23 protein-coding genes are annotated in these 22,932 nt (G+C 39.3%); 22 read left to right on the top strand and 1 reads right to left on the bottom strand.

Annotation, left to right across the window (positions count from 1 at the left end):
* Window positions 1–470 precede the first annotated feature (470 nt).
* Window positions 471–734 (bottom strand): 30S ribosomal protein S20, encoded by a 264-nt coding sequence (gene rpsT / locus ACYQ35_RS01985; protein ID WP_009460993.1) that lies wholly within the window; start codon window positions 732–734, stop codon window positions 471–473.
* A gap of 182 nt (window positions 735–916) precedes the next feature.
* Between rpsT and gpr the strand changes: the two genes are divergently transcribed.
* The 22 genes from gpr (at window position 917) to ACYQ35_RS01875 (ending at window position 22,900) form a co-directional block, all read left to right on the top strand.
* Complete coding sequence (gene gpr, locus ACYQ35_RS01980) at window positions 917–1,882, top strand: GPR endopeptidase (protein WP_009460994.1); 966 nt, start codon at window positions 917–919, stop codon at window positions 1,880–1,882.
* 67 nt (window positions 1,883–1,949) lie between these two features.
* Complete coding sequence (gene spoIIP / locus ACYQ35_RS01975; protein ID WP_009460995.1) at window positions 1,950–3,146, top strand: stage II sporulation protein P; 1,197 nt, start codon at window positions 1,950–1,952, stop codon at window positions 3,144–3,146.
* A gap of 78 nt (window positions 3,147–3,224) precedes the next feature.
* The gene (locus tag ACYQ35_RS01970; protein WP_459829655.1) at window positions 3,225–5,147 is read left to right on the top strand and encodes a DNA gyrase/topoisomerase IV subunit B; all 1,923 of its coding nucleotides are present in this window, start codon (window positions 3,225–3,227) and stop codon (window positions 5,145–5,147) included.
* A 13-nt stretch (window positions 5,148–5,160) separates the two neighbouring features.
* Window positions 5,161–7,401, top strand: a complete 2,241-nt coding sequence (locus ACYQ35_RS01965) for a DNA gyrase/topoisomerase IV subunit A (RefSeq protein WP_459829652.1) — start codon at window positions 5,161–5,163, stop codon at window positions 7,399–7,401.
* 150 nt (window positions 7,402–7,551) lie between these two features.
* Window positions 7,552–8,019, top strand: a complete 468-nt coding sequence (gene rimP / locus ACYQ35_RS01960) for a ribosome maturation factor RimP (protein ID WP_459829650.1) — start codon at window positions 7,552–7,554, stop codon at window positions 8,017–8,019.
* Between the two features lie 18 nt (window positions 8,020–8,037).
* The gene (gene nusA, locus ACYQ35_RS01955) at window positions 8,038–9,144 is read left to right on the top strand and encodes a transcription termination factor NusA (RefSeq protein WP_009461000.1); all 1,107 of its coding nucleotides are present in this window, start codon (window positions 8,038–8,040) and stop codon (window positions 9,142–9,144) included.
* Between the two features lie 41 nt (window positions 9,145–9,185).
* The gene (gene rnpM / locus ACYQ35_RS01950; protein WP_459829666.1) at window positions 9,186–9,440 is read left to right on the top strand and encodes an RNase P modulator RnpM; all 255 of its coding nucleotides are present in this window, start codon (window positions 9,186–9,188) and stop codon (window positions 9,438–9,440) included.
* The gene (locus tag ACYQ35_RS01945; protein WP_009461004.1) at window positions 9,427–9,750 is read left to right on the top strand and encodes a L7Ae/L30e/S12e/Gadd45 family ribosomal protein; all 324 of its coding nucleotides are present in this window, start codon (window positions 9,427–9,429) and stop codon (window positions 9,748–9,750) included. Before rnpM ends, ACYQ35_RS01945 begins: the two co-directional genes overlap by 14 nt.
* A gap of 17 nt (window positions 9,751–9,767) precedes the next feature.
* A complete protein-coding gene (gene infB, locus ACYQ35_RS01940) occupies window positions 9,768–12,233 on the top strand; it encodes a translation initiation factor IF-2 (protein WP_459829645.1) in 2,466 nt (821 codons plus the stop codon).
* 24 nt (window positions 12,234–12,257) lie between these two features.
* Complete coding sequence (gene rbfA, locus ACYQ35_RS01935; RefSeq protein WP_009461008.1) at window positions 12,258–12,629, top strand: 30S ribosome-binding factor RbfA; 372 nt, start codon at window positions 12,258–12,260, stop codon at window positions 12,627–12,629.
* Window position 12,630: 1 nt separating this feature from the next.
* Window positions 12,631–13,578 carry a DHH family phosphoesterase gene (locus ACYQ35_RS01930; RefSeq protein WP_009461009.1) on the top strand — a complete coding sequence of 316 codons (948 nt, stop codon included), beginning with the start codon at window positions 12,631–12,633 and terminating at the stop codon, window positions 13,576–13,578.
* A 10-nt stretch (window positions 13,579–13,588) separates the two neighbouring features.
* The gene (gene truB, locus ACYQ35_RS01925) at window positions 13,589–14,500 is read left to right on the top strand and encodes a tRNA pseudouridine(55) synthase TruB (RefSeq protein ID WP_009461010.1); all 912 of its coding nucleotides are present in this window, start codon (window positions 13,589–13,591) and stop codon (window positions 14,498–14,500) included.
* 2 nt (window positions 14,501–14,502) lie between these two features.
* Complete coding sequence (locus ACYQ35_RS01920; RefSeq protein ID WP_009461011.1) at window positions 14,503–15,420, top strand: bifunctional riboflavin kinase/FAD synthetase; 918 nt, start codon at window positions 14,503–14,505, stop codon at window positions 15,418–15,420.
* 125 nt (window positions 15,421–15,545) lie between these two features.
* Window positions 15,546–15,812, top strand: a complete 267-nt coding sequence (rpsO, locus tag ACYQ35_RS01915; RefSeq protein WP_009461013.1) for a 30S ribosomal protein S15 — start codon at window positions 15,546–15,548, stop codon at window positions 15,810–15,812.
* Window positions 15,813–15,937: 125 nt separating this feature from the next.
* Entirely contained in the window at window positions 15,938–16,366 is a 429-nt protein-coding gene (locus ACYQ35_RS01910; RefSeq protein ID WP_009461015.1) for a PPC domain-containing DNA-binding protein, read from the top strand.
* Window positions 16,367–16,414: 48 nt separating this feature from the next.
* Window positions 16,415–17,512 carry a YibE/F family protein gene (locus ACYQ35_RS01905; RefSeq protein ID WP_009461017.1) on the top strand — a complete coding sequence of 366 codons (1,098 nt, stop codon included), beginning with the start codon at window positions 16,415–16,417 and terminating at the stop codon, window positions 17,510–17,512.
* The gene (locus ACYQ35_RS01900; protein ID WP_009461019.1) at window positions 17,509–18,264 is read left to right on the top strand and encodes a YibE/F family protein; all 756 of its coding nucleotides are present in this window, start codon (window positions 17,509–17,511) and stop codon (window positions 18,262–18,264) included. Before ACYQ35_RS01905 ends, ACYQ35_RS01900 begins: the two co-directional genes overlap by 4 nt.
* Before the next feature lie 86 nt (window positions 18,265–18,350).
* The gene (locus ACYQ35_RS01895) at window positions 18,351–19,076 is read left to right on the top strand and encodes a phosphatase PAP2 family protein (RefSeq protein ID WP_459829635.1); all 726 of its coding nucleotides are present in this window, start codon (window positions 18,351–18,353) and stop codon (window positions 19,074–19,076) included.
* Complete coding sequence (locus tag ACYQ35_RS01890; RefSeq protein ID WP_009461022.1) at window positions 19,048–20,079, top strand: lysylphosphatidylglycerol synthase transmembrane domain-containing protein; 1,032 nt, start codon at window positions 19,048–19,050, stop codon at window positions 20,077–20,079. Before ACYQ35_RS01895 ends, ACYQ35_RS01890 begins: the two co-directional genes overlap by 29 nt.
* 13 nt (window positions 20,080–20,092) lie before the next feature.
* On the top strand, window positions 20,093–20,710 hold the full coding sequence (locus tag ACYQ35_RS01885) for a CDP-alcohol phosphatidyltransferase family protein (protein ID WP_040449494.1): 618 nt from the start codon (window positions 20,093–20,095) through the stop codon (window positions 20,708–20,710).
* Window positions 20,711–20,721: 11 nt separating this feature from the next.
* Complete coding sequence (locus ACYQ35_RS01880; RefSeq protein WP_459829632.1) at window positions 20,722–21,591, top strand: phosphatidylserine decarboxylase; 870 nt, start codon at window positions 20,722–20,724, stop codon at window positions 21,589–21,591.
* A complete protein-coding gene (locus tag ACYQ35_RS01875; RefSeq protein WP_459829629.1) occupies window positions 21,584–22,900 on the top strand; it encodes a M18 family aminopeptidase in 1,317 nt (438 codons plus the stop codon). The genes ACYQ35_RS01880 and ACYQ35_RS01875 overlap by 8 nt, the downstream gene beginning before the upstream one ends.
* The last annotated feature ends 32 nt before the right edge of the window (window positions 22,901–22,932 follow it).

Below are 22,932 nucleotides of genomic sequence, written 5' to 3'. Positions count from 1 at the left end.
CCCTTTAGGGCTTAGTGGGGAAATGATGTTGCGCTTGGCGAACCTATTTCGGCGAGTCTTTAGACTCCAGTGCCGGTAATAGACCCTTATAGGGTCAAAGCAAGCCACCGGCTAAGCCGGTGGTCTTGACTTTACCCCGTCCCTTTTTGAGAAACACCCTGTCCCTTTTTGCTTAAAAATAGAAAAATTTTACTTTTATACCATGCTAAAAGCCTATAAATACGTTATTTCTTATTTGATTTTTTAAAATATTTAAAGAACGTTTGCTGATATTTAATAAAACATACGGTTTTAAAGGCTTTTTTCATTTAGTTGTAAAAAGGGACAGGGCATTTTCCGATTTGGGACACAGTGAAATGCAATTCGGGACGGGGTGTTTTTGAAGTTTACTACGTCCCCAAATGGCAAATAAGGCAAATAAAAAACAACCACTGACGGCATGGTTGTTTTATATTTATCATATTAATTGATTAAGCGATTCCGTTAACTGCTTTTGTTAAACGAGAAACTTTTCTTGCAGCAGTGTTTTTGTGATAAACACCTTTGCTTGCTGCTTTGTTAATTTCAACGATAGCAACTCTTAATGCTTCAGCAGCAACTGTTTTGTCGTTAGCAGCAACAGCAGCCTCAACTTTTTTCACGCAAGTTTTTACTTTAGATTTGATTGCTTTATTTCTAGCAGCTCTTGTTTCGTTTACTAAGATTCTTTTTTTAGCAGATTTAATATTAGCCAATCTGAACACCTCCAAATTATGTGAATTTTCAATTATCTTTTCATTAGAGCCGGACACGGAACGTTCTAATGAAACATACTCGTTCATTGTAGGCTAATTAACAGTGGTTGTCAATACATATTTCCGAAAAAAATGTAAAACATATGAACAAAAGGCAAAAAAAGAAAGAAAAGAGGTATGGAATGATTGAGAAGTATAGTATTAGGACAGACTTGGCGTTGGAACAGAAGGAGAGATTTGAGTCTGACAATGTAGAGGTGCAGGGCGTTGTGCTGGAAGAGGAATACGATGAGGAGAGGGAAATCAAGATAACGAAAGTGATTATTGAAACAGAAAACGGGGCAAAAACAATGGGTAAGCCTGTGGGGACATATATTACATTGGAAGCCCCAAATCTGATGATCCCCGATGAAGATTATCACAGAGAAATTTCCGGGGAACTGGCAAAAATTGTATGTGAACTGATAAAGGAGAAAAAGAAAGAGTACGACGTGCTTGTTATCGGTCTTGGGAACAGGGAAGTAACACCTGATGCACTGGGTCCGTATGTCGTTGATAATCTTATAGTGACGCGTCATATAATCAGGGAATATGGCAAGTATGCAATGGGTGAGGAGAATGTAAATCAGGTGAGTGCCATTGTTCCCGGTGTGATGGGGCAGACGGGAATGGAGACGGTGGAGGTTGTAAACGGGATTGTAAAGGAGACGAAGCCGGATTTTATTATTGCGGTCGATGCTTTGGCGGCGCGAAGTACAAAAAGACTGAACCGGACAATACAGGTGGCAGATACGGGAATCCACCCGGGTTCAGGCGTTGGCAATCACAGAGGAGGAATTACGCAGGAGACATTAGGAATTCCGGTTATCGCTATCGGTGTGCCTACTGTTGTGGACGCAGCGACGATTGTCAATGATACAATGGAAAATTTCCTGACGGCTTTGGAAAGTTCAGAAATGTTAAGGGGAGTAGGTGTTGTCTTGCAGGGGTACAATGCGGCAGAAAAATATGAATTGATACAGGAACTGATTTCTCCCCATTTAAACGGTATGTTTGTTACTCCAAAAGATATAGATGATACGATAAAAAGAATCAGTTATACGATTTCCGAGGCGCTCAACATTTTATTCTCCAATGGACAGGCGTAATAATATACGTCCGCCCTTCATATAATGGTAAATATTTGAATATAGTTTGAAAGGCGGGAGGGAGAAATTGAGGGCAAACAGAAAAACGGCAAGAATGTTGACGCAGGGAGCGATAATCTGTCTTGGAAGTTATATTTTATATAATGGAAGTAAACAAATTGTCGGGGAGTGGAAAGGGAAAATCAATGAAACGCTTCAACTGAGAGCGGAGAAGACTTTTATGAGCGGACTGACGTACGCCAACCGGGAAGAGAAAAGTCTGGAAGAATGGATTGCCAATCAGGCGCTTGAAATGCTGCCTCTTGGCAGTTACATAAACGGAAAGGCAGTCTGCCAATCGGAAGTAGAAGATGAAATGACATATGAAATGATCTTGGCAAAACAGGAGGCCGATGAAAACGAGGTAGATGCAAATGGAAATCTGATTGGAAAAGAAGAAAAATCCGTGCAGCAGGAGGCAAAACAGGAAACAAAGCCGGTAAATAAAAGCAGGGTAGACTTATCTGTAGAAAAATTAAAAGATTTTGAATATCTGCGCAGCCATTTTTACACGGTGGACAGTTCCACTTTCGTCAATCCGGAAGATTTGCAGGCGGAAAAACTGCTGAGCAAAAACATGAAACTGGATAAAAATAAAAAAGGACCTAAAATTTTACTTTATCATACGCATTCTCAGGAAGCTTTTGCGGATTCCGTTCCGGGAGATGTAAATACAACTATTGTGGGTGTGGGGAGGTATTTAGCGAAACTGTTAAATGAAAAGTATGGCATAGAAACATTGCATCATGAAGGCATTTACGATATGAAGAATGGAAAAGTGGATAGGACACAGGCGTACGAGCGGGCAAAAGGAAATATTCAAAAGATTTTAAAAGATAATCCAAGTATTGAAATGGTAATTGATTTACACAGGGACGGTGTCGGCAAAAATACCCGTCTTGTCACGGAGATTGACGGGAAACCTACGGCGAAACTGATGTTTTTTAACGGAATGAGCAGAACGAGGACAAATGGCAAATTGACAGTTTTGCAAAATCCGTATATTCAGGACAATCTTGCGCTGTCACTGCAGATGAAGTTGGAGGCGGAAAGAAGGTATCCGGGACTGACGAGAAACATCTATTTAAAAGGATACCGCTATAATATGCACATGAAACCGAAGACACTTTTAGTTGAAGGCGGGGCGCAGACGAATACGGTAGCGGAAATTATGAATGCGATGGATTATCTGGCGGAAATTTTAAATGCGGTTGTAGGGGAATGATTTTTGTGATAAACTAATGATAATTTGGCGAATTTTGCTCTGACGGGCAATAAGTAAAGAAGAAAGGAATGCGGATAAATGGCAAAGAAAAATACATATGATGCAGACAGCATCTCGATACTGGAAGGATTGGAAGCCGTTCGTGTAAGACCGGGTATGTATATCGGAAGTGTGTCTACAAAAGGATTGAATCATTTGGTATATGAAATTGTAGATAATGCGGTAGATGAACATTTGGCGGGATTTTGTAATCGTATAGAAGTGACTTTGGAGAAGGACGGCTCGGCTACCGTTAGCGATAACGGAAGAGGCGTTCCGGTTGGAATGCATCAAAAAGGTGTGTCGGCAGCACGTATTGTATATACGACACTGCATGCGGGTGGAAAGTTTGATGATTCCGCTTATAAGACAAGCGGTGGACTGCATGGTGTTGGTTCTTCTGTCGTAAATGCGCTTTCTGCCTATATGGACGTAAAAATAAGCAGAGACGGGGCGGTTCATCACGACCACTATGAGAGGGGAATCCCTACGATTGAATTAGTGGACGGGCTTCTTCCTGTTATTGCAAAGACCAAGAAAACGGGGACAACCGTAAATTTTCTTCCTGACGATACGATATTTGAAAAGACAAGATTTAAAGCGGAAGAGATAAAGAGCAGACTCCATGAAACTGCGTATCTGAATCCGACACTTACGATTGTTTTTGAGGATAAGCGCGGAGCAGAGACGGAGCGTATTGAATATCATGAACCAAACGGAATACTTGGATTTATAGCAGATCTGAATCAGAAAAAGGAAACCGTTCATGAGCCAGTCTATTTTAAAGGAGAGGCAGACGGAATAGAAGCGGAAGTGGCCTTTCAGTATGTAAATGAATTTCATGAAAACGTGCTTGGATTTTGTAACAATATTTATAATGCGGAAGGCGGCACACATCTGACGGGATTTAAGTCTACATTTACAATGGTAATGAATCAGTATGCGAGAGAGATAGGTGTGCTGAAAGAAAAAGATGCCAACTTTACGGGGGCGGATATAAGAAACGGAATGACGGCAATCGTATCGATAAAACACCCTGATCCGAGGTTTGAGGGACAGACAAAAACAAAATTGGATAATCAGGACGCGGGAAAAGCGACAAGCAAGGTGACAAATGATGAGATTACACGCTTCTTTGACAAAAATCTCGATACGCTGAAAAAAGTATTGTCCTGTGCGGAAAAGGCGGCAAAAATTAGAAAGACAGAAGAGAAGGCAAAGACAAACCTTCTGACAAAGCAGAAATATTCTTTTGACAGTAATGGAAAACTTGCAAACTGTGAAAGCAGGGACGCAAGCAAATGTGAAATTTTCATCGTGGAGGGAGATTCCGCGGGCGGTTCGGCGAAAACGGCGAGAAACCGTCAGTTTCAGGCGATTTTGCCGATTCGTGGTAAGATTTTGAATGTGGAGAAGGCGAGTATAGACAAAGTTTTGGCAAATGCGGAAATCAAGTCGATGATTAATGCTTTCGGCTGCGGATTTTCGGAAGGATACGGAAATGACTTTGATATTTCTAAATTGAGGTATGACAAAATTATTATTATGGCAGATGCCGATGTGGACGGTGCGCATATTTCCACATTATTATTGACTTTATTTTATCGGTTTATGCCGGAATTGATTTTTGAAGGACATGTGTATATTGCCATGCCGCCTCTTTATAAAGCGGTAACGAAAAAGGGAGAGGAAGAATATCTCTATGATGACAAAGCGTTGGAGAAATATCGCAGACGTCAGAAGGGTGCATACACGTTACAGAGATATAAAGGTCTCGGAGAGATGGATGCAGAGCAGTTGTGGGATACAACATTAAATCCTGAAACAAGAATGTTGAAATTAATTGAAATTGAAGATGCAAGAATGGCGTCCGGTGTAACGGAGATGCTTATGGGAACGGAAGTGCCGCCGAGACGCGCGTTTATTTATGAGAATGCGACAGAAGCGGAATTAGATATATAAGGAGAGAGCAGATATGCAGGATTCACAACTGATAAGAACTGAATATTCAGAAGTAATGAAGAAATCATACATAGATTATGCGATGAGTGTTATCGTTTCCAGAGCCCTTCCAGATGTGAGGGACGGGCTGAAACCGGTACAGAGAAGAACACTGTATGATATGTATGAATTGGGAATAAAATACGATAAACCTTATCGAAAGTCAGCGCGTATTGTAGGGGATACAATGGGTAAATATCACCCGCACGGTGACAGTTCCATTTATGAATCATTAGTAGTCATGGCACAGGACTTTAAAAAAGGCATGGCTTTGGTTGACGGACACGGAAACTTTGGCTCGATTGAAGGAGACGGTGCTGCGGCAATGCGTTATACGGAGGCCAGACTTGCCCGTCTTACACAGGAGGCGTATCTTTCTGATTTAGACAAAGATATTGTGGATTTTGTGCCAAACTTTGATGAGACGGAAAAAGAGCCGGAAGTATTACCTGTCCGTGTTCCTAATCTTTTGGTAAACGGAGCGGAGGGGATTGCAGTCGGTATGGCAACAAGCATTCCTACGCACAATTTGGGGGAAGTTGTCGATGCGGTTAAGGCATATATGAAAAATAACGGGATTACAACAAAACAGTTGATGAAATATGTCAAAGGGCCGGATTTCCCTACAGGGGCGATAGTAGTCAATAAAGATGACTTACTGTCTGTTTATGAGACGGGCAGCGGGAAAATAAAATTGCGCGGCAAAGTGGAAGTGGAAGAAGGAAAAGGAGGGAAAAAGAAACTCGTCATTTCGGAAATTCCATATACGATGATTGGAGCCGGAATCGGAAAATTTTTAAACGACGTTGCATCGCTTGTGGAGACAAAAAAGACGAATGACATTACGGATATTTCAAACCAGTCTTCAAAAGAAGGTATACGGATTGTATTAGAACTAAAGAAAGATACTGATGTGGAAAATTTGAAAAACATGCTCTACAAAAAGACGCGTCTGGAAGATACTTTCGGTGTAAATATGCTTGCGGTTGCCGATGGCAAACCGGAGACAATGGGGTTGAAGAAAATTATTGAACATCATGTGGATTTTCAATTTGAACTTGCCACAAGAAAATACAAAAACTTATTGGGAAAAGAACTGGATAAAAAAGAAATTCAGGAAGGCTTAATCAAAGCCTGCGATGTCATTGATTTGATTATTGAAATTTTAAGGGGAAGTAAATCCATCAAAGATGTAAAAGCCTGCCTGACAAACGGTGTTACGGATAATATTTCGTTCAAGTCCAATATTTCCAAGAAGATGGCGTCCATGTTAAGATTTACGGAACGTCAGGCAACAGCAATTTTAGAAATGCGATTGTACAAACTTATTGGTCTTGAGATTGAGGCGCTGCAAAAAGAGCATGAGGAAACATTAAAGAATATTGCGCGCTACGAAGATATTTTAAATAACTATGATTCTATGGCAGAAGTCATTATGGAAGAGTTGGATTATTATAAGAAGACATACGGAAGAAAACGCCGCACGGTTATTGAAAATGCGGAGGAAGCTGTTTACGAAGAAAAGAAAGTGGAAGAACAGGACGTTGTCGTTCTTATGGACCGTTTTGGCTATACCAGATCAATAGACACAGCGACGTATGATAGAAATAAAGAGTCGGCAGACAGCGAAAATAAACATATTATCTTCTGTAAAAATACGGGTAAAATATGTATGTTTACAAACACGGGTAAAATGCATCAGGTGAAAGTGCTTGATATTCCTTTTGGAAAATTCAGAGACAAAGGAACACCGGTGGATAATTTGAGTAATTACGACAGTGCGGAAGAGAATATCATTTACATTTGTGACGAAGAACAATTCCGTATGGGGAAAATGCTGTTCGCAACGAAATATGGAATGATTAAAAAAGTGGACGGAGCGGAATTTGTTGTGTCAAAAAGAACAATTACCGCAACGAAACTGCAGGAAGAGGACGAAGTGGTTTCTATACAGCCTGTAAATGAAAACCAAAATATTGTTTTGCAGACAGAGGGAGGATATTTCCTTCGATTTTTGGCAGAGGAAGTTGCCGAGAAGAAAAAAGGTGCAATCGGAGTACGGGGAATAAAATTACAAAAAACAGACATACTGGAAAATGTATATCTGTTTGAGGAGGGAACGGAGATAAAGGTTCCTTATAGAGAAAAAGAAGTCACATTAAACCGTCTGAAACTTGCAAAACGAGACGGAATGGGGACAAAGACAAGAGGATAGTTCAAAAACCCCCTTGCTTTTATATGAAACAGGTGTTATACTGTAAATTAGTTACATAGGAAATCGACAGAAGAGTGGACGCAACGTTCACTCTTCTTTGTTGCAAAGTATACAATGTTAGGCTGATGCAAAAAGAAAGGAAGGTTGAACGTGTCAAAAAGAGAAGTATATGAACAGAAAACAGAAGAACTTTTATTGCCAATAGTAGAAGAACACGGATTTGAACTGGTAGATGTAGAGTATGTGAAGGAGGGAGGTACATGGTATCTTCGAGCATACATCGATAAGCCGGGAGGAATTGCGGTAGACGACTGTGAAGTAGTAAGCAGAGCGTTTTCGGATATTCTTGATGAGAAAGATTACATTGAGGATACTTATATTTTTGAAGTGAGTTCTCCCGGACTTGGAAGACCTTTGAAGAAGGAAAAAGATTTTGCAAGAAGCATGGGTGAAGAGGTTGAAGTCAGAACATACCGCGCCATTGACCGACAGAAAGAATTTGTTGGAATTTTAAAAGGGTATGATAAAGATACGGTAACAATAGAAATGGAAGACGGTTCTGAAAGAATATTTGAGAGAAATGATATTGCCTTAATTCGTTTGGCATTTGATTTTTAAAACAGGAGGAAATAAAAAATGAACACAGAATTATTAGAAGCATTGACTATTCTTGAACAGGAAAAAGATATCAGCAAAGAAACTTTATTGGACGCTATTGAAAACTCATTAATTAACGCGTGCAAAAACCATTTTGGAAAAGCGGATAACATCAAAGTTATTATGAATCGTGAAACTTGTGATTACTCTGTATTTGCAGAAAAGACAGTTGTGGAGAACGTGGAAGACGATGTGATGGAAATCAGTCTTGCCAACGCAAAGATGATTGACAGTAAATTTGAATTGGGTGACATCGTACAGATTCCCGTAGAGTCAAAAGAGTTTGGACGTATCGCCACACAGAATGCGAAAAATCTTATTTTACAGAAAATCCGTGAAGAAGAAAGAAAAGTAGTTTACGACCAGTACTTTGAAAAAGAAAAAGATATTGTTACAGGTATCGTACAGCGTTATGTAGGCAAAAATGTAAGTATCAATTTAGGAAAAGCAGATGCAATGCTTACGGAAAATGAGCAGGTAAAAGGCGAGGTGTTTAAGCCGACGGAAAGAATTAAACTATATGTTGTTGAAGTGAAAAACACAACAAAAGGACCGAAGATTTTAGTATCCCGTACACACCCTGAATTAGTGAAACGTCTGTTTGAATCAGAAGTTGCCGAAGTAAAAGACGGAACGGTAGAAATTAAGAGCATCGCAAGAGAGGCAGGCTCACGTTCCAAAATTGCCGTGTGGTCAAATGATCCTGATGTAGATCCTGTAGGAGCATGTGTCGGTATGAACGGAGCGAGAGTAAATGCTATCGTAAATGAACTGCGCGGAGAAAAAATTGATATTATCAACTGGAGTGAAAATCCGGCAATCTTAATTGAAAATGCGCTCAGTCCGGCAAAAGTTATTTCCGTTATGGCAGATCCTGACGAAAAGACAGCAAGCGTAATCGTACCGGATTATCAGTTATCTCTGGCAATCGGAAAAGAAGGTCAGAACGCACGCCTTGCAGCACGTCTGACAGGATATAAGATTGACATTAAAAATGAGACACAGGCAATTGAATCAGGAGAACTTCCGGAAGACTATATGAATACACAGGCAGTTGAAGAAACAGAAGAGATTGTAGAAGAATAGAAATAGGAAGTGAGCATTTGAGTAGTGTGAAAAAAATACCTATGCGAAAATGTGTGGGTTGTGGAGAAATGAAAAGCAAAAAAGAAATGATGCGTGTTTTAAAAACTTCGGAGAATGAATTTGTTTTAGATGCGACAGGAAAGAAGAATGGCAGAGGAGCATACTTGTGCCAATCAAAAGAATGTCTGGCAAAAGCAATTAAGAATAAAGGCTTGGAGCGTTCTTTTAAGCAGGCAATTCCAAAAGAAGTTTATGAAATATTGGAAAAGGAGATGGAAACACTTGAAACAGAGTAAAGTATTATCTCTTATCAGTTTGGCAACAAAGGCAGGAAGAACGGTAAGTGGAGAATTTGCGACGGAAAAAGAAACGAAATCCGGCAAAGCATGGCTGGTTATCGTTGCGAATGACGCGTCCGACAATACAAAAAAGAAGTTTAAAAATATGTGTGATTTTTATGAAGTCCCAATCTGTTTTTACGGGGATAAAGATACCTTAGGGCATGCAATGGGAAAAGAATTTCGTGCATCGCTGGCAGTGACAGACGGTGGTTTTGCAAAGGGAATCATGAAGCATTTAGAAGCAGAAAATAACATAATTGCATAGAGGAGGTAGTAAAAAGTATGTCGAAAATAAGAGTACATGAATTAGCAAAAGAATTAAATAAAACGAATAAAGAACTGCTTGACTTTTTAAAGTCAAAAGAAATAGAAGTTAAAAGCCATATGAGTTCTCTGTCAGATGAGCAGATTCAGATGGTAAAAGGCGCAATGGCAGGAAAAGCCACAAAGACTGACGGGGAAGATGCACAGAAGAAAAAAAATATTGTGCAGGTATTCAGACCGCAGAACAGTAAGCAGAATAACAGACCGAAACAGAACAATCATAAACAAAATCAGAATCAAAATAATAACAATAATCAAGGTAATACAAAACAGATGAATAACGGACAAAATAATCCAAGACAAAATAATAATCAGGGAAAAAGACAGAATAATAATCAGGGTGGAAGATACCAGAATAATAATCAAAACGGTGAAAGAAAAAATAATAACCAGAGCGGAAGACCGAACAAAAACTTTAATAATTCACAGAGAAGAGATGACAGACGTGACGATAACAGAAGAAATGACAAACGTACACCTTCTATTCCGGCACCTGTACTTCCTGAACAGAAACCACAGCGTCAGAAAGCAAAAGATAAAGACGCCTATAAGAAAAAAGATTATCGTCAGGACGATAGAGAAGACAGAAAAGTAAAACAGACGAAAAAAGGAAAACCGGCTCCACAACCGCAGAAGCCACAGCCAAAGGCAGAACAGAAAGTGGAAGAAAAAATCTCAATGATTACCATTCCGGAAGTTCTTACAATTAAAGAATTGGCTGACAAGATGAAAATCCAGCCTTCTGCAATCGTAAAGAAATTATTTATGCAGGGTAAAATTGTAACGGTAAATCAGGAAGTAGATTTTGAGACGGCTGAAGAAATCGCGATGGAATTTGAAGTTCTCTGCGAAAAAGAAGAAGTTGTGGACGTTATTGAAGAATTATTAAAAGAAGACGAAGAAGATGAAACAACTATGGAAAAACGTCCTCCTGTTGTATGTGTTATGGGACATGTTGACCATGGAAAAACTTCTCTTCTTGACGCAATCCGTAACACAAACGTAATTGACCGTGAGGCAGGCGGAATTACACAGCACATCGGTGCGTATGTCGCAAATGTAAACGGAGAGAGAATTACTTTCTTAGATACTCCGGGACATGAGGCGTTTACGGCAATGCGTCTGCGTGGTGCTCAATCTACGGATATTGCAATTTTAGTTGTTGCTGCAGATGACGGTGTAATGCCACAGACAGTGGAGGCAATCAGCCATGCGAAGGCAGCAGGAATTGAAATTATCGTAGCGGTAAACAAGATTGATAAACCAAGTGCCAATATTGAGAGAGTAAAACAGGAATTGACAGAGTATGAACTCATTCCGGAAGACTGGGGCGGAAGTACAATTTTTGTTCCTGTATCTGCAAAAACAGGGGAAGGCCTTGAAGATTTGATGGAAATGATTCTTCTGACAGCGGAAGTGTTGGAACTAAAAGCAAATCCAAACAGACAGGCAAGAGGTCTTGTTATTGAGGCGGAATTGGATAAAGGAAAAGGTTCGGTTGCAACCGTTCTCGTACAGAAAGGTACACTGCGTGTAGGTGATGCGATTGCGGCAGGTTCAGCGCACGGTCGTGTAAGAGCGATGATTGATGACAAAGGAAGACGTGTAAAAGAAGCAGGTCCTTCTACTCCGGTAGAAATTCTCGGATTAAATGATGTTCCGAATGCCGGGGAAGTATTTGTGGGCTGCGCAAACGATAAGGAAGCACGCAGTTTTGCAGAGACATTTATTTCACAGGGAAGAGTGAAAATGCTTGAAGAAACAAAATCGAAAATGTCATTGGACGATTTATTTACACAGATTCAGGCAGGTAACTTAAAAGAACTCGGCATTATCGTTAAGGCAGACGTACAGGGTTCTGTGGAAGCGGTAAAACAAAGTCTTGTAAAACTTTCAAATGACGAAGTTGTGATTAAAATCATTCACGGCGGTGTAGGTGCAATCAATGAATCAGACGTTACACTGGCATCAGCTTCAAATGCAATTATTATCGGCTTCAATGTGCGTCCTGATGCAACTGCAAAAGAGATCGCAGAGCGCGAAGGCGTGGATTTAAGATTATATCGTGTAATTTACAACGCCATCGAAGATGTGGAAGCGGCAATGAAAGGTATGTTAGACCCTGTATTTGAAGAAAAAGTGCTTGGTCATGCGGAAGTTCGTCAGACATTCAAAGCATCGGGTGTTGGAACAATTGCAGGTTCATATGTACTTGACGGTGTGTTTGAAAGAAACTGTTCAGCGAGAGTTGTCCGCGACGGTGTAGTTATTTTTGACGGTGCATTGGCATCTCTGAAGAGATTTAAAGACGATGTAAAAGAAGTAAAAGCCGGATACGAATGTGGATTTGTATTTGAAAAATTCAATGATGTAAAAGAAGGCGACCAGGTAGAAGCATATAAAATGGTTGAAATTCCAAGATAATTTTTGAAGATTGGAGGAGTAAAATTGAGAAAAAACAGCATTAAAAATACAAGAGTCAATATGGAGGTACAGAGGGAATTGAGCAACATCGTAAGAGGCGGAATTAAAGATCCCCGCGTTGCGCCAATGACTTCGGTTGTTGCAGTGGAAGTTGCTCCTGATTTAAAAACATGTAAAGCATATATCAGTGTGTTTGGTGACGAGATGGCACAGGAAGATACATTGAAAGGATTGCAGAGTGCCGAGGGCTACATTAGAAGAGAATTGGCACACAATCTGAATATGAGAAATACGCCGGAAATTAAATTCGTGTTAGACCAGTCCATAGCCTATGGTGTGGCTATGTCGAAAAAGATTGATGATGTGACAAAAGATATCAAAGAAGAAGGTGAATAAAGTGTTGCAGCGAACTTTAGCAGAGGTAAAGTCCGTGGCAATTGGAGGACATATAAGACCTGACGGTGACTGCGTCGGGTCTTGTATGGCCATGTATCAGTATATTCGTACATGGTATCCGGAAACGGACGTTGACGTTTATCTGGAAGAAATCCCAAACAGTTTTCGTTTTATCGGGGCGACAAAAGAGATTTCACATGAAATAAAAGAAAAGACATATGATTTGTTTATTTCACTTGACTGTGGTGATGTGGGGCGGTTAGGTTTCTCAGCGCCGTTATTTGAGAGAGCAGCGGAAACATTTTGTGTAGATCATCATATAAGCAACCGCTCCTTTGGGAAAAACAACTATATTAAACCTGATGCCAGTTCCACCTGTGAATTAGTGTTTGAACTTATGGAAGAGGAAAAGATAACAAAAGAGATAGCGGAGTGTCTTTACTTAGGACTGGTGCATGATACAGGTGTATTCCAATATTCATGCACATCTCCTGAAACGATGATAGTCGCATCGAAATTAATGGCAAAAGGGATTGATTATTCCAAAATTATTCATGACACTTATTATGAGAAAACATATGTACAAAATCAGATTTTGGGAAGAGCGTTGCTGGAAAGCGTTTTGTTTATGGAAGGGCAGTGTATTGTCTCTGTAATTGATAAAAAAATGATGGACTTTTACGAAGTATCGCCCAAAGACTTAGAGGGAATTGTAAGCCAGTTAAGACTGACGAGGGGAGTAAAAGTTGCTATTTTTCTATATGAATTACAGACGCATGAATTCAAAATCAGCCTGCGCTCCGGTGATGAAGTTGATGTGAGCAAGGTGGCAGGATACTTTGGCGGCGGCGGGCATAAAAAGGCGTCAGGTCTTACGATGAAAGGAACTGCCCATGATGTTATCAACAATATTGCAAAACAGATAGAACTACAGTTGCAGAAGGATTAGGAGCATAAGTATGATACATGGAGTTTTAAATGTATATAAAGAGAAGGGATATACTTCCCATGATGTTGTTGCAAAGTTGAGAGGAATTGTGGGACAGAAAAAGATTGGACATACCGGAACGTTAGATCCCGATGCGACAGGTGTCCTTCCGGTTTGTCTTGGAAAAGCAACAAAGCTTTGTGATATGCTGACGGACAAAGATAAGACATATGAAACCGTACTGTTACTCGGTCAGGTGACGGATACACAGGATACAGGCGGAGAAGTGTTGGAGACAAAAAACACGGACGCTCTTACGGAAGAACAGGTGCGTGAAGTGATCTGCGGGTTTGTGGGCAGATATGAGCAGATTCCGCCAATGTATTCCGCGCTTAAAGTAAATGGGAAGAAACTGTATGAACTTGCAAGACAGGGGATTGAGGTAGAGAGAAAAGCGAGACCGGTACAAATACATGAAATCTGTATAAAAGAAATCAATCTGCCCAGAGTGAAAATGGAGGTCACCTGCTCAAAAGGAACGTATATCAGAACACTGTGTCATGATATAGGGCAGAAATTACAGTGCGGCGGGTGTATGGAAGAACTTGTCCGCACGAGAGTCAGCCGCTTTCGCATAGAAGAAAGTTTTAGGTTAGAGCAGATTACCCGCTTAAGAGATGAAGGAAAACTTGATAATATTCTTGTGCCGATAGATGAAATGTTTTTGCAGTATAAGAAGGTGAACGTAAAGGAAAAATACGTTTCGCTTGTATATAACGGAAATCCGTTTTTTAAAAATCAGGCGGAGGAAACAGATGATTTGGCGGAAGAAGAATTTGTGAGAGTGTACGACAATCAGAACAGATTTATCGGAGTTTACGGATATAACAAAGAAAAGAAAATGTTCAAACTCATCAAAATGTTTTTTGACAAAGGTGAATAGGTATGCGGTATATAAGAGGAATAGAAAATTATAACTGTCCGAGCCATACTGCGATTACACTGGGGAAATTTGATGGTTTGCACAGAGGACATCAAAAACTGATTGAACAGGTAAAAAAGCATGCGGACGGACAAATAAAAAGTGTCGTTTTTTCATTTGATATGTTCCCCTTTTTTAAAGAACTGGGAAAACAAAACTATATACTGATGACAAGTGAGGAGAAGTGTCTACGGCTGGAAGAACAGGTAGATTATCTGGTTGAATGTCCATTTGTGGAAAAGATTCATACAATGGACGCGGAAACGTTTATCAAAGAAGTGTTGATGAAAAAATTCCATGCAAAATATGTTGTTGTTGGGACTGATTTTCGATTCGGATATCAGAAAAAGGGAGACATTTATTTGCTGGAAAAGTACCAGCAGATTTGTGGATATAAGTTAATTGTAATAGAAAAGGAAATGTATGGAGAACGGGAAATCAGCAGTACTTTCGTTAAAGAAGAAATTCACAAAGGGAATATGGAACTGGCGGAGAAACTTCTCGGATATCCCTACACAATTTTAGGGACGGTTGAACACGGAGAAAAACTGGGAAGAAAGTTAGGATTTCCCACAATGAATGTTATTCCGGCCGAAGAAAAACTTCTTTCTCCGAACGGTGTCTATGTGAGCAGTGTGATGATAGACGGAAAGGAATACAGAGGAATCAGCAATGTGGGGTGTAAACCTACCGTGTCTGACAAGAAAGAAAAACTGGTTGAGACGTTTCTGTTTGACTATGATGAAGATGCTTATGGCAAAAAAATTCAAATTAGATTGTACTCATTTGTGCGTGAGGAGAAAAAATTTTCTTCCGTCTCTGCACTTCAGAAACAAATGAGGTCAGATATCGAAATGGGAAAAGGATTCTTTAAAAAGTAGTTTACATATAGGAAAAGTTGTGATATACTGATTAGGTATGAAAAGAGCCGATGTTCAGTAAATGGAAACTCCAACCTTTACTTAATGTCAGGCGGTAAATTAGAAAAACAGGAGGAATTAAGTCAATGATAGCAAAGGACAAAAAACAGGCAATCATCGCTGAATATGGCAGAACAGAAGGAGATACAGGTTCACCGGAAGTTCAGGTAGCTATTTTAACAGCAAGAATTAACGAATTAACAGAACACTTCAAAGCAAATCCAAAAGATCACCACTCAAGAAGAGGTCTTCTTAAAATGGTAGGTCAGAGAAGAGGATTACTTGCTTACTTAAAGAAAACAGATATTGAAAGATATCGTTCTTTAATTGAAAGATTAGGATTAAGAAAATAATCTAAACCAAATTATTGGAAAACATATAGACACACAACACAACATTTAGAAGAAGCGGGAATACCGCTTCTTTTTTTTGTTTTACTGTGGTAAAATAGAATGGTATTGCTTTAGGAGGTAAAAATATGGAATATAGAAGAATGAACAATGTAATTATCGCCAGAATAGATAAGGGCGAGGAAATATTGGAAAAGATAAAAGAACTGGCTCTTGCAGAGAATATAAAACTGGCAAGTGTACAGGCGTTGGGAGCGATAGGAGATTTTACAGTCGGTGTTTTAAGAACAGAAGAGAAACAGTATAAGTCAAATCATTTTCATGGAGACTTTGAGATTGTTTCTCTGACGGGAACAATTAATACGATGGACGACCAATTTTATACACACATTCATCTGAGCGCGGGAAACGAAAAGGGAGAAGTGTTTGGAGGCCATCTGAACAGAGCGGTAGTCAGCGCCACATGTGAAATGATTGTGCAGGTTATTGACGGAAGAGTGGACAGAAAATTTGACGAAGAGACGGGACTAAATCTCTTTTCATTTTTTAATGAATAAGCGGGTGACGTGTCAGTGAAAGAAAATATATGTATTCTTTTGCAGAAAATGCGGGAAAGAAAAGCAATCTGCGTGATGGTTTTTATGTATTTCTCTCTTCTTTTATTTGTTGCTTTTGATACATGGTTATATAAAACTCCCATAGTTAAAATAACGGAAGTAAAAACCGAAGAAAAGGAGACAGAGGAAGGGACAAGAGGGGGAGAAGAAGTACACTACAGGCAGTTTTTGAAGGGCGTTGTGTTAAACGGAGAACATAAAAAAGAAATAATACAACTAAAAAACGAATATGCCGAGTCAGAAGTGACGTCACAGAAGTATCAAAAGCATGACAGAATATTTGTGGAAATAAGAGAAAAGGCAAATACACTGTCAGGAAATATTAAAGGGTTGAAGAGAGATACAGGAATTGTGGCGCTTTTAGGATTGATGGTGCTATTGCTGTTTGCAGTAACAAAAAGGCAGGGGATAAGAACAATATTTACAGTGGGAGTCAATATTGCCATCTACATGGTGGGATTTGCTTTCTTCTTAAATGGGGAAGATGTTTTGAAAATTTGCAATGTTATGGTATTCGTATTCACAATTGGAACGCTCATCATTCTAAATGGAATGAACAGGAGAACATTGGCGTCCATACTTTCCACCCTGTGTGTTCTTGCAGTGATTATGGGACTTTTTCATCTTGTCATGAACACGGCGGGAGAAACAGACTATGCGGCGATGGAATATTTGGGAAGTCTGGATAATCCGTCCGAGTTGTTTGAAGCGGAAGTGATGCTTGCAGGGCTTGGGGCAATTATGGACGTGACAGTGACGATTTCAGCCACACTGGGCGAATTGATTCGGAAAAGACCTTCGATACGCTGGAAAGAGTTGTTTCGTTCCGGTCGGGAAGTGGGTTATGACATAATGGGAACAATGATCAGCGTGCTGCTATTTACTTTCGGCTGCGGACTTATTCCAACGTTTCTTATCCGAATGAACAATGACATTTCGTTTCTTACCATAGCAAAACTAAATATTCCGTTTGAAATATGCAGATTTCTTATAGAGAGTATAGGAATTGTTATCGCCATTCCGATTTCTATTTTTGTGGCGGCTTCCCTGCTGAAGATAAAAAGAAGAGAGGAGGCCAAAGCATGATAGGAATTTTAGCGCTTATATTATTTGTGCTGATGCTCGTTATAGGCGGAGAGAGAGGAGCGACTTCCGTGATGGCGCTTGCGGGAAATATTATCGTCCTTGCATTTACGATTATCTTTCTTGCGAGAGGTCATTCGCCGTTTTTTATTCTGTTTTTTGCGACGGTTGCCATTAGTTGTGTCTCTCTTTTTGGACAAAACGGGAAAAACATTAAGACGAAATCGGCATTTATGGCTGTGTGTATCGTTATGTTTTTTGTGACTGCATTGATTTATTTCGTCGTATGGAAATACAGAGCCGGAGGATTGAATGAAATTCAATCCATACAGGAAGATGTCATGTATTATTACAATGTGAACATACAAATAAGTATGATGCAAATAGCGGTTTCCGTAACGATACTAAGCGCTCTGGGGGCCGCGATTGACACGGCTCTTTCAGTGACTTCTGCGGTACATGAGGTTGCCTTTCATAAGCAGAATCTAACGGAAAAGGAACTTTTTCATTCAGGGATACAGGTTGGAAAAGAGATTATCGGAACAACCGTCAATACATTACTGTTTGCGTATTTAGGAGAGTCCCTTCTTTTGTTTGCGTATTTGAAACGGGAAAAGTATCCTTTGGAATTGATTGTAAATTCTAAATTTCTCTTTCAGGAACTTTCAATCATGTTATTTGGGGCTGTTACATGCCTGCTGATTGTTCCCGTATCCGCTTATTTTGCGGCGCGTTATCTCGCGAAGAAAGCTTAAAGATTTCTTAAGATGAAGATATTTGCTTTATACCCGAGAAAAAATTTGATATAATGGATAAATATTAGGCGAATGAGAGGAAACATATGAGAAAGTGGATACAAGGTTTTATTGAAAAGATAATGCCTGTCGACAGGTTTTTTATTGTTATCTTTGCTTTTGTGTTTAACAGTTTATTATATTGTGGAGCAAGAATGATTGCGGGGGACTGGCATCATTATATATTGACAAGCAGATTAGATGAGAAGATACCGCTTATTCCGGAGAGTCTGTTTATCTATTTCGGGTGTTACATATTTTGGGTTATCAACTATATTATTATAGCAAAACAAGATGAGGAAAGGGCATATCAGTTCTTTTTTGCAGATATGATTTCAAGAATCATTTGTTTTACTATTTTTATTCTGTTTCCGACAACCAATATCCGTCCGGATATTGTGGGCGGAGGAGTGTGGAATGAAGGCATGCGTTTTTTGTATCGGATAGATGCGGCAGACAATTTATTCCCGTCTATTCACTGTCTCGTCAGTTGGTTCTGCTATATCGGAATCAGAGGAGACAAAAGAGTGCCGAAGTGGTATCAGTGGACTTCGTGTCTGATAGCCGTTTCTGTGTTCGTATCCACACTGACAACAAAACAGCATGTGATTATAGATGTTATTGCGGGAGTTATCATTGCAGAGGGAACATTATGGTTTGCAAGACATACACAATTTTATAAAGGATATATCCGCTTTTGGAAGAGGATAGCCGACAGGACTTTTAAAACAGGGGGAACTACAGATGAAAAACGTAAAGAAGAATATATTTAATCTTGTGTTTTTATTCCTTGTGTTTGGATTGACTATTTACGGTGTCTTTAAAGGGGAAGATATTACGAAAGTTGTACGGGTTATAAAGGAGGCAAGACTTGAGTTTATCCTTTTCGGAGTAGTGTGTGTTGTGTTTTTTATTTGGGGAGAATCCATTATTATTTACTATTTGATGAATTCTCTGTCGATTAAGTTAAAAAAATGGAAATGTTTTCTGTTTTCATCGGTGGGGTTTTTCTTTAGCTGTATCACTCCGTCCGCAAGTGGAGGACAGCCGATGCAAATTTACTATATGAAAAAAGAAAAAATACCTATACCGGTATCGACGCTCGTTTTAATGATTGTAACCATTATATATAAAATGGTTCTTGTACTTATCGGTGTGATTCTTCTTATCATTGGGCAGGGGTTTGTAAAAAAATATTTGACGGGTATATTGCCGGTATTTTATTTGGGCGTAGGTTTAAACGTCATGTGTGTGACTTTTATGCTTATTCTTGTATTTCACCCTGTTCTTGCGAAAGCAATGATGAAAAAGGGATTGCGTTTATTGGAAGGACTTCATATTTTGAAGCGCAAAGAAGAGCGTATGCAAAAATTAGAAGAGTCTATGGATTTGTATAATGACACCGCAAAATATTTAAAGAGTCATGCGATGGTAATGGTAAATGTTCTTTTGATTACATTTTTACAGAGAATCGCATTATTTTTGACAACGTATTTTGTGTATTGTGCCTTTGGACTTTCAGGAAAGTCTATTATAGATATCGTTTTATTACAGGCGGTTATTTCGATAGCGGTAGATATGTTGCCGCTTCCGGGCGGAATGGGCATTAGTGAGCAATTGTTTTTGATTATTTTTGTCCCGATATTCAGTCCGAAATTTTTACTGCCGGGAATGATTTTGAGCAGAGGGTTAGGATATTACGCACAACTATTTATCAGTGCAATTATGACGGTAGTTGCACAGTTTACATTAGGAAAAAAAGAAATGATAGAGTAAAGAGGGAAGAATGATGATAGGATTTTATAATTATTCAGTTATTTTAACATATATTGGATTAATCTCGTCCATTATAGGTATGATGTTTACTGTGAACGGACATTATAAACTGGCTATTTTTTGTCTGGCATTTTCGGGATTATGTGATATGTTTGACGGAAAGATTGCCAGAGCCATGAAAAACAGAACGGCCGATGAGAAAAAATTCGGTATACAGATTGATTCGCTTTGTGATGTAGTATGTTTTGGGGCTTTTCCGGTTATATTATGTTATTGTTTGGGGTTAAAAGATGTTTTCGGAATTATGATTTTAGCATTTTACGGAACGGCTTCGGTTATTCGTTTAGGATATTTTAATGTCATGGAAGAAAAAAGACAGCAGGAAACTACAGAGGCGCGAAAATATTACGAAGGGCTGCCGATTACGACGATGGCTATTATTCTGCCGATTCTGTATTTGATAAAACCGTGCATGGGCGCTTACTTTGTGCTTGTGTTACATATTGTCATGCTTGCTGTGGGATTTTTACTGATTTTGCGTTTTCAGTTGAAAAAACCGGGGAATAAAGTGTTGGCTGTTATTGTTGCGGTTGTTGCGTTGGCAGTATTGAAATTGACACATATTATTTAGTGGAGAAACAGATGAGATATAAAGACCGAGAAGGAAATTTAAAAGGGAAAAACGGTTTTCAGGATAAACTGTTAAAAAGTTTGTATGGAAATGTATTGGGAAGAGCAGTGATAAAATGTTTGACCGTACCGCTTGTATCTGAATTGGGAGGGAAAATTTTGGACAGTTCCTTTTCTAAAGTGCTTATCCCCCCTTTTGTAAAAATGAATCATATAGATTTATCGCTGTGTGAACAGAATAAATTTAAATCGTACAATGCTTTTTTTAAAAGAAAGTTTAAGGCTGATGCAAGGGAGATAAATATGCAGGAAAATGTTTTTATCAGCCCCTGTGATGCGAAACTGACTGTTTATCCGATAGGTAAAGAGAGCAGATTTTGCATCAAACATACATCATATACAGTGGAAGAACTTTTGAAAAATAAAAAGACCGCCGCAAAATATGAGGGTGGATATGCGTGGGTTTTCCGACTGTCCGTGGAAGATTACCATCGTTACTGTTATGTGGCTTCCGGCGTGAAATCAAGAAACGTCAGAATACCGGGAGTGTTTCATACGGTAAATCCGGTGGCAAATGATGTCTATCCGATTTATAAAGAAAATACAAGAGAATATTCTTTACTGAAGACGGAAGAGTTTGGCACGATTTTGATGATGGAAGTCGGAGCGCTGATGGTAGGAAAAATAGAGAACCGTCATGAAGAGCGAGAAGTAAAAAGAGGAGAAGAAAAGGGAAATTTTGCTTTTGGAGGCTCAACAATTATATTACTTACTCAAAAAGATAAAGTATGTGTCGATAGGGATATTTTGAAAAATACCGAATGTGCATACGAAACGTTGGTTAAAATGGGAGAAAAGATAGGAGAACAAAAGTATGTATAGAGAAACAGCAAAAGAATTATTATCATTTATCGAAAAAAGTTACAGTTGCTTTCATTTGATTCAAAATATGAAAGAAGAGTTAAATGAAAATGGATTTCAGGAGTTATATGAAGCGCAGGAATGGAAGTTAAAAGCGGGTGGCAAATATTATGTATCCCGCAACGAATCGTCTTTAATTGCCTTTCAGATTCCGAAAGAAAATTTTGTGGGATTTCAGATAATGGCAAGCCACAGTGATTTTCCGACTTTTAAAGTGAAAGAAAACCCTGAAATCTGTGTGGAAAATCAGTACACAAAACTGAATGTAGAAAAATATGGCGGAATGCTTTGCGCTCCGTGGTTTGACCGCCCGTTATCCGTGGCAGGAAGGCTTCTTGTGAAAGAGGAAGATGGGATTGCAACGAAACTGGTAAATGTGGACAGAGATTTAGTGATGATTCCAAATCTTGCAATCCACATGAACAGGGAAGTAAACGACGGATACAAATACAATGCACAGGAAGATATGCTTCCACTTTACAGCAACACTACAGAAAAAGGCGGCTTTATGGCAGTTGTTGCGGAAAGTGCAGGGGTGGAAAAAGAAAATATTTTAGGAAGTGATTTATATTTATATAACCGTATGAAAGGAAGTATCTGGGGAGCAAATGAAGAATTTATCTCTTCTTCCAAGTTAGACGATACACAGTGTGCCTTTTCTTCTTTAAAAGGATTTTTGCAGGCAGAAAACAGACAATCCGTGAGCGTACACTGTGTTTTAGATAACGAAGAAGTGGGAAGCGGAACAAAACAGGGTGCAGCATCAACTTTTCTTAAAGATACATTGGGACGAATTAACCGCGGTTTGGGCAGAACAGAAGATGAATATTTGAGAGCGCTGGCAAACAGTTTCATGATTTCAGCGGACAATGCACACGGAGTTCACCCAAATTACGGCAATAAAACAGACTTGACAAACCGTCCTTATTTAAATGGCGGAATTGTTATTAAATACAGTGCAAATCAGAAATATACGACAGATGCAGTTTCAGCGGCAATGTTTAAAACAATCTGTGACAGAGTGGGAGTGCCATATCAGAACTTTGTAAACCGTTCGGATATGCTTGGAGGTTCTACACTTGGCAATATTTCCAACACGCAGGTAGCGGTAAATACAGTGGATATCGGAATTGCGCAACTTGCCATGCATTCTCCGTATGAAACTTGTGGCATAAAGGATACACACTATTTAGTTGAGGTGGCGAAAGAGTTTTATCAGTCATCAGTTGTTTCTGACGGAAGCGGAAAATATCATATCGAAAAAGCATAGGGAAAAGGCGCCGTTCAAGTGAATGGCGCCTT

The organism is Faecalimonas hominis (assembly GCF_054660755.1).
The sequence above is the reverse complement of the archived record's forward strand: the minus strand, read 5'-3'. Positions and strand labels throughout refer to the sequence as shown.